The 5,869-nt window shown below is 58.0% G+C and carries 7 protein-coding genes and 1 tRNA gene; 4 read left to right on the top strand and 4 right to left on the bottom strand.

Annotated features, from left to right (window positions below):
* Positions 1-330 (top strand): hypothetical protein (locus A6A04_RS22960; protein WP_216636126.1); only part of this gene is annotated, 330 nt, incomplete at its 5' end.
* Between the two features lie 104 nt (positions 331-434).
* Here the strand turns inward: A6A04_RS22960 and A6A04_RS17275 are convergent.
* The 3 genes from A6A04_RS17275 to A6A04_RS17265 all read right to left on the bottom strand — a co-directional run bounded on the left by A6A04_RS17275 (position 435) and on the right by A6A04_RS17265 (position 2,105).
* A complete protein-coding gene (locus A6A04_RS17275; RefSeq protein WP_068495138.1) occupies positions 435-695 on the bottom strand; it encodes an HU family DNA-binding protein in 261 nt (86 codons plus the stop codon).
* A gap of 84 nt (positions 696-779) precedes the next feature.
* On the bottom strand, positions 780-1,703 hold the full coding sequence (locus A6A04_RS21855; protein ID WP_281196795.1) for a retroviral-like aspartic protease family protein: 924 nt from the start codon (positions 1,701-1,703) through the stop codon (positions 780-782).
* A gap of 174 nt (positions 1,704-1,877) precedes the next feature.
* Entirely contained in the window at positions 1,878-2,105 is a 228-nt protein-coding gene (locus A6A04_RS17265) for a helix-turn-helix transcriptional regulator (protein ID WP_068495139.1), read from the bottom strand.
* A 157-nt stretch (positions 2,106-2,262) separates the two neighbouring features.
* On the opposite strand from A6A04_RS17265, the gene A6A04_RS17260 reads away from it, so the two are divergent.
* The 3 genes from A6A04_RS17260 to A6A04_RS17250 all read left to right on the top strand — a co-directional run bounded on the left by A6A04_RS17260 (position 2,263) and on the right by A6A04_RS17250 (position 5,583).
* Positions 2,263-2,925, top strand: coding sequence for a hypothetical protein (locus tag A6A04_RS17260; RefSeq protein ID WP_068495136.1), 663 nt, complete (start codon positions 2,263-2,265; stop codon positions 2,923-2,925).
* Between the two features lie 12 nt (positions 2,926-2,937).
* Complete coding sequence (locus A6A04_RS17255) at positions 2,938-3,474, top strand: hypothetical protein (RefSeq protein ID WP_068495131.1); 537 nt, start codon at positions 2,938-2,940, stop codon at positions 3,472-3,474.
* 81 nt (positions 3,475-3,555) lie between these two features.
* The gene (locus A6A04_RS17250; protein WP_068495126.1) at positions 3,556-5,583 is read left to right on the top strand and encodes an AAA family ATPase; all 2,028 of its coding nucleotides are present in this window, start codon (positions 3,556-3,558) and stop codon (positions 5,581-5,583) included.
* A 182-nt stretch (positions 5,584-5,765) separates the two neighbouring features.
* On the opposite strand, the gene A6A04_RS17245 is transcribed toward A6A04_RS17250, so the two are convergent.
* Positions 5,766-5,842, bottom strand: a tRNA-Met gene (locus A6A04_RS17245).
* Positions 5,843-5,869: the final 27 nt, after the last annotated feature.

Raw genomic sequence — 5,869 nt, 5'->3', positions numbered from 1 at the left:
CTCCGTCGCCCCTGGCCAGGCAACATCAACCATGCTTCACTAACATTCGATCTGGAGCCGCCATTGGGGGCCGGTCACAGCTGCTGGAATTTCTGGGAATTTCCAGCCGCACTCTACAACGTCTTGATGCGCGCCGCAAAGGCCCCCCAAGGATTCGTGTCGGAACAACGACCATGTATCACATTCCTGCGGTACGCGACTGGCTTCTGGAATGTCAAGAGACGCCACACCGCAATCGGAGAACAAACTGATCAAGACTATCCCGGTATAATACAAGAATTTGTTATAGTTGAATTGCCACAACGAGAAACTGATATTTTAACGGACTGACATATTTAGATTTTTCCCTTTGTTATCATGCTGTCAGTTTAGACCTCTTCGATGCAGGATAGCTGTTCTGGTGCTTCTCCTTTGCGGGGGGGGGCTCGCCAGCATCAGAGCCTTAGGTTACCCGCTGAAAACTTGGGAGCCTTCGAAGCGGCAATCTGGACGGTCGCCCCAGTGCGCGGATTGCGGCCTTTCTTGGCGGCACGCTGGGCAACGCTGAACGAGCCAAACCCGACAAGACGGACTTCATCACCAGCCTTCAACGCAGCTTCGATGGCAGTAAAGACGGCCTCAACGGCCTTGTCGGCATGCGCTCTGGTGATGCCGACAGAAGCGGCGACCTTGGCAACCAAATCACCCTTATTCATTCAAACCTCCCGCCATATTACTTCAGTACGGATGGCATGGCTTGGAGTAGGCGTCAATCCGCTCCCTCCTTGTAGTCAGCGGATTTATTGGGACTTCGGCCTCCACTCGCGGGACAGCTTTTGTGCCTCGGCAATCTGCGTGGCCGTCATCTTGCTTCCAAGGTCATCCCGAGACTTCGTCGCCGTTGCATCACCGTTGCCGACAGCCAAGTTGAACCATTTGTAAGCTGTTACTGGATCCTGGGACACGCCAAGTCCGGCGGCATACATGCGTCCGAGACTATGTTGGCCACTGGCGTTGCCTTGATCAGCGGCCAGACGATACCACCTTGCTGCCTCGCCATAGTCCTTTTGCACCCCTTGACCGGAAAAGAACAGGAAGCCCATGGCAATTTGGCTCATGGCATCGCCCTGCTCAGCCAACGGTTTGGAAAGGCGAGCGGCGGCAGCGAAGTCTCCGCGCTCATAGGCTGCCTTGGCAGCTTCAAATGACGGTTCTGATGTCCGGGCCAATGCCTTCTGTGGAGAAGCATCTCCCCCGGCAGGTAATGGGTCTTCTCCAAGGATCAGTGCATGCTGCGTGTTATCGATTGACCAGCGCGGCAATTTCGACAGGAAACTCTGCCCGAGGAGAAGCGCACCGCCGTCCGGGGTGACGCTGGCCGTCACGTCCCTGACGACAACATTGCCGACCTTTAGCTCATGGAGGATGATCCTGGCACTTCGAATCGTGGAGCCATCGGCAAGGCCGTAGGTTTGAGCACCAATATAGTCTCGCTGCTTCACCACACCCTGACGCATCAGCTTCTGAACTACGTCCGGGGGCAGCGTCACGTCGGAGGCACCGCTGTCGAGGACGAACTTCAACGTCATGGCGCCGCCTATGTTAACGGGCAAGACGTAGATGCCGCTCTCTTGAACCAGGGGGACTGCCTCAGCTCGGACCGAAGACGGCAAGACGACGGTCAGCACCGTTGCTAAGGAGATTCTGAGAACCTTCCAAGGCATTGAGCGCATCTCCCTCAGCATGCGCCAATTGCCGGGTAGCAATGCCGCATCACCCAAAATGTTGACAAAAAAGCAACCCTCACAGCGCCGAAGCACTACATCGCTAGACGATTAGAGCATTTTAGATTCGGTGTGGCTGGCGTCGCAATAGTTGGCACGCCAAGGAAGACAGCTTCAGCAATCCTCACGATTTCGTAACTCAACCCCTCTCGGTATGAAATTCACACCGGCCGCCTCAAGGGCTTGTTTGATGGCCATGAGAGTTGCTGGCACGAGCGCCCTCTGTCCGGACTCAAAATGCGTGATGGTCCGCTTGCTGACACGGCTCATCTTAGCCAAGTCATCTTGCGACTTGTCCAGTAGCGCCCTCGCGGCGCGACACTGTGCGCTAGTGATATCCATGGGCACAGAATGCCGGAACCAGAAAAATTCCGCAATCTTGCGTATTTTATGCATTGCGCCAAAAGCGCACATGTGCGATATTAATTTCAGTCAGCCCGATGCGGTGTTCCAGCACCAGCACCGGGCCTAACGAAATCACACAATGGAGTGACCCATTATGTCTATCGCTACCCCATACAATATCAGCACCAATGCCGACCTGCCCAGCTTGTCGTCGATTCTTTCCAATCCCCATGATGTTCTTCCGCGTCTAATTCACGCCCAGACCAGCGGACTACCTCGCGCCCACCAGGACAGCGCCCTGCTGGCTGAGTCCATCGCAGGCGGTTATATCGCGGTCGACACTGTCGTCATCCCCTGGCGCCCAATGGTGACTGAAACGCTACTCGACGAAATCTTGGCCGATGAGCATGGCTGCAACGAATCAGACGACCACCGCGTCTTGAAGGTTCATGCACGTCTCCTTGCCGTTGCCGAAGATCCCCGTGGTCAGCTCGAGCCCGAAGCCGCAGCTACGTCCGGCCGCTATCCGCTGAGGGCTGACCTGATTGTCTGGCATGCTACTGGCGTATCTGAGTCGTTCGAGTGCGGCTCAACTGATGGCCGCTCCATCCTCGAGCAGCTGCAGGACGGCCAAGTCCGCGTGACCATCCTGCCCTTCTCTGGTCTGGCTACGCCATATATACAGGGATACTGCTTCCGCCTTGCTGCTAATCCCCCTCACCGTCCTTTGACCAAGACCGACGGTATGCAGGCTTGGGCACAGATCCTCGAAGCGCTTCCCGCGTCGCCCCCGTTTCTTCCCTCGATGCTGGCTTAATTGGAGGTCGCAATGAATTCACTCAACAAGAGTCCGATCACTGTTTCTACCATCACTACCGCCCAGGAGTTGTTGAATCTCAATGCAACAGACATGTCTTGGCTGCTCGGGGCGAGCTCCGCTAAGTGGGGTTCAATTCGACGCCACATGCGCCTCCAACCTGATCGCCTGGCAGATCCATGCCACGCCCTGATTTTGCGTTGGATGTTCTTTCATCCCAAGGCATCCCCAACGCTTCACGCCCCGGCAGCGGGAGAGCTTCTGGAGCAGCTCCGCGCTTCGGTGGGCCCGATCACCGCAAAACACTTTGCCCTGTCATTGGGCCGGGACGCTTCTGCTGGCCATCGTTGGCTTCAGGGAGCCCCCATTGGTCCGGCTGGGCGTCAAGCTTTATCCTTGATCCACGCCCAAAGCCAGGAGCGCTTAGCCGAAAATTGGGGGAAATGGCAGGCCAACGCACGTAAGGAAGCGGCATTGCGCAACATCGACTTCAACAAGGCGCTGGGCTGGACAGCCGCCCGCAATCGTCAGGTGGAGGATCCCGAGTGACCGCCAAAGCATCACCAAACATTACCTGACGCTCCGGCACTCCGTCTGGGCGCACCGAAAATCCGCCCATTGGAGGCAAAAATGAAAAATTCCCATCCCCCTACCACAACGTCGGGCTTCGCCAAGCTCGGCACTGACGAAGACACCGAATTTAGCGGTCTTGATACTGAGGCCAATCCGCCGCGCCCACGCGATCCCGGCGACTTGGCTGCGATCCACATGCTCGAGGCCGCATTTGCCGCATCCCCCGACATCAGGGATCTGGCGGGCCAAGGCAGTGCTGCCATTATCGTCGCAGTCCCTCCCCTTTGGGCCAAACCTGTCCAAAGTGCCTGGGCGTTCCTTATAATGCAGGATGGCCAGACCATGGCCAACGGCGACAACATCAATTCGCCGAGGTGGCGTGATAATGTTAAACCACTCCATATTGCATTCATAAGAGAAGACGCTGGGGATTCTAAAAAGATGACGGATGGAGCGGCCATTGTCGCCCTCGCCCTCGGCCATGGAGGTACCGCTGTCGGCTTTGCCCCCAATCCTGATGCAAGCCTTCCGACCGCCCTGCTGGCTGCCGCCGACGCGACGATTACACTTCAGCCTGTTGATGCGCGGCAGTTGGCCAATATCATCGAGGAGATCACCGGGACATCCCCCACCGACGTTATCGCGGATACAATCGCCACCAAGATTTCTCCCGATGATCTCAGGCTGGCGGTGCGAGCCGGCCAGGATGCCGACAGCGCGATCCGCCGTCTCAGCGCCATGATTGCCAAGCGGCAGGTTGTACCCGATATCACCCTTGCCGACCTGGGCGGGATGGATGAGGCCGTGACCTGGGGTAACTCCTTGGCAAAAGATCTCACGGAGTATCGTGCGGGTACGTTGACTTGGTCCGAGGTGGATCGTGGAGTGCTGCTCGGCGGTCCGCCAGGGTGCGGCAAGACGACCTTTGCCCGAGCTCTCGCAGGCAGCTGCGGCGTGCCGCTGATTGCATCCAGTCTCGGTGAATGGCAGGCGGCAGGCCACCTTGGAGACCTATTAAAGGCAATGCGCCGTACGTTTGAACAGGCTCGCGCAGCAGCTCCGGCAATCCTACTCGTGGATGAAATCGATGGCTTTGGCGATCGGTCAAATCTTAACTCTGCACACAAGGATTACTCGATCCAGGTCATCAATGGATTTTTGGAACTGCTCGACGGCGTCGTTGCACGGGAGGGGGTAATTGTGGTTGGCGCAACTAATCACCCCAGTAGCCTTGACCCCGCCATCACCCGTTCGGGGCGCCTGGATCGCCACATCACGATCGGGCTACCAGACGAGGGAGGCCTGACACAAATCATGCGCCATCACCTTGGCGGCGAACTTTCCGGCGAAGATTTGACCGCCGCAGCCAAACTGGCCATCGGGGGCACCGGAGCTGATGTGGCACGCTGGGTCCGCGGCGCAAAACGTCGTGGTCGACAAGGTAGCCGGGCCATGTGCATGGAGGATATCATTGCTGAAATCCGTGGCAATGCGCCGGACGTGTGCCCCTCGATGCTTCGCCGTTGTGCGATCCACGAGGCCGGTCACGCCATTGCCATTGCCCATCTTCAACCCAATACCTTACGCCATGTCAGTATCCGCCAGACGTCGACCACGGGCGGCGGAGTGATCAGTATGCGCCCCGAACTCGACCTGGCTACATCGGCCGATATCGATGAGTTGATTACGATCCTGTTGGCGGGCCGGGCCGCGGAGGAAATTGTGCTCGGTGCGGCTTCAAGTGGAGCCGGAGGTACCGCCGAGAGTGATTTGGCCAGGGCCACATTGTTAGCCACATCGGCGATTACGGCACTGGGGTTGTGTGGGGCGGCGACGCCTATCTGGTCTGGCATGCCGTCACCCGACACGATCGACATCCTGCTGTCGCGCCGTCCCGACATCGCCCGCCAGGTCGAGGCGCGTCTCGACAGGGCCTATGGCGCAGCCATGTCTCTGATCAACTCCCACTCAGCTTCCCTGCCCCGGCTTGTTGACCGGTTGATCGAAGCTGAGACTTTGAGTGGCGACGAGGTGCTGGCCCTGCTGTTGCCCGGATCGAGGTCGGCAGAGTTGGAGGCCTGCTGATGGGCGGCTTGGTCCCGAGCATCGTGGTGGTGGTCGCCATGACGCGTCAAATGACGACAGGGAGCGCCAGGTCGGCGCCTCCGGCCGCCATTTTTTACGGACACAGTACGGACACAGATTTTCCGTCGGCCACGGGCTTGGAATCAAAAAGCCCGTAACTTATTGAAGTTACGGGCTTAATTTGGTTGCGGGGGTAGGATTTGAACCTACGACCTTCAGGTTATGAGCCTGACGAGCTACCGAGCTGCTCCACCCCGCGTGAGGTGTCATGAAGCACGAACACCGG

Origin of the sequence: Paramagnetospirillum marisnigri (assembly GCF_001650715.1) — a bacterium.
Taxonomy (GTDB): domain Bacteria; phylum Pseudomonadota; class Alphaproteobacteria; order Rhodospirillales; family Magnetospirillaceae; genus Phaeospirillum; species Phaeospirillum marisnigri.
Note: the sequence above shows the minus strand (reverse complement) of the source record. Positions and strands in the feature narration are given on the sequence as shown.